The following is a 1,982-nucleotide window of genomic DNA, read 5'->3' on the forward strand; positions in this document are numbered from 1 at the left end:
GCCAGCCAGACCCAGGTCGCCACCGGGTCTGCTGCAAAACCGGCTATCGCCGTCTCATCCATGTCTCGCTCCTGAAGATCCTATGGGTGACGTCGTCCCGGCCCATGTCGGACCCGACGTTCCACGGCATCTCTGCCGTATCGTGCAGACATCCTCCAGCGACTCTTTCCGGCAAAAGAGGAAGGTGATTTCCGTCGACTTGTTTTCGCAAGGCGGAACCTCGACGCCTGCCTGCAGCGCATTACAGCCGTGCAGGTGCAGTGGCCTGCCCCTATCGGGTGGTCCGGTTTCAGTCTTAGTGCATTACGGGTCTTGGCGCTACAGCTGGGGTGGCCGGCGAAGCGGCTCCGGATGGCGAAGCCTGCCACTGGATAGTCTCTGGAGCTGGCGGGCGATACCCCAGTGATGAGTGCGGGCGCTTGGTGTTGCAATGGCGGCGCCAGCTCTCGATGATAATCTTCGCCTCAGTGAGGCTGTAGAAGACCTTCCCGTTCAGCAGCTCGTCGCGGAGCTTGGAATTGAAGCTCTCACAGTAACCGTTCTCCCAAGGGGACCCCGGCTCGATTTAGGCGGTCTTCGCCCCGACGGCGACGATCCATTCCCGCACCGCCTTGGCGATGAACTCCGGGCCATTGTCGGACCGTATGTGATCCGGCACGCTGTGCAGGATGAAGAGATCGGACAAGACGTCGATGACGTCGGTCGATAGGAGCCTCCGGTCGACCCGGATAGCCAGGCACTCCCGGCTGAACTCGTCGATGAGATTGAGCATGCGGAACTTCCTTCCATCGTGGGGCCGGGCTTCGACGACGTCGTAGGACCAGACATGGTTCGAACGCTCTGGCCGCAGACGGATGCATGACCCGTCGTTCAGCCAGAGCCGACCCTTCTTTGGTTGCTTTCGTGGGACCTTCAGCTTCGTCGGGAAAACGTCCCACCGGGGCCTTTCCTGATCCCCCTCAGTCCCGCCGCCGTCGGACGCATGCGTTCGACCGCTTGACCCGTTTCACGTTCACCGCCCAACCGGCCTCGCCCATAAGGGCGGTGATCCGGCGGTATCCGTAGCGCCCATATTGCGAGGCGAGCGCAATGATGTCGGCCGTCAGGGCGTCTTCATCGGCCCGTCCGCTCGGCACTTTCCGCTGTGTCGAGCGATGCTGCCCGAGCACGCGACAGGCGAGCCGTTCCGAGATCCGGAGCTTCTGTCTGACATGCTTGATGCAAGCACGGCGGCGGGCGGGGCTCAGAAGTTTCCCGATGCGTTCGGCCCATTGGCCTCACCCCGAAGGATGAGCTTATCGAGCGTCAGGTCAGAGACGGCCTTCCGGAGCCGCTCCCTCGCAATTGGGCTTAAACCAATGGCGCTCCAATGGCTCGATTTTTCTCCAAAGCCTTCAGTCACTTCACTTGGTCGGTGTTCAGCTCACCGAACTCCTTGCGCCGCCGGTTATGGTGAACTGTGTCACGCTGAACGACCGCACAGGTTCGGCCACCGACTGGCCTTGCGACACCAATGCGTCAACCTGCCGAAGCTTGACGACGATCTTCTCCGGCTTGTGCTTCTTCTGGGGCATTCCTGTATCCTCCAAATGGCTCAAAAGCCATACCTCAGGGAGGACCACTTTTCAGGGGCAGACCACTCGCGCCAAAAGGCGTAAATCAACTACCGGCTCCGGTCATAGTCAGATGAAAGACCAGTGGCAGGTCAGGACGGCAAACGTGCCCTGTCGATCCACCTGCACGACGCATTGGCGGGCCTGCTGCGCCTAGCCACAGGCCGCCCGGTCGCGGTCGCTGGCCATGGCCGTATGCCTAAATTCCAAAGACCCGCGATTGCGCGTTCGGGCGGTGGTGATGATAGTGGGGATATATTTTGGTTGCGGGGACAGGATTTGAACCTGTGACCTTCAGGTTATGAGCCTGACGAGCTACCGGGCTGCTCTACCCCGCGCCAAGATTGTCCTGATCGGGTTTTTTCATCG

Annotated in this window: 1 tRNA gene and 1 pseudogene; both read right to left on the minus strand. The window is 60.8% G+C overall.

The features are described from left to right. Positions 1-295: 295 nt before the first annotated feature. Positions 296-1,574, minus strand: a pseudogene (locus TY51_RS17525) (IS3 family transposase). A gap of 300 nt (positions 1,575-1,874) precedes the next feature. Further along, positions 1,875-1,951: transfer RNA gene (locus TY51_RS17535), tRNA-Met, on the minus strand. Positions 1,952-1,982: the final 31 nt, after the last annotated feature.

It is taken from the genome of Paracoccus sp. PAMC 22219, from assembly GCF_000787695.1.
Taxonomy (GTDB): Bacteria; Pseudomonadota; Alphaproteobacteria; order Rhodobacterales; family Rhodobacteraceae; genus Paracoccus.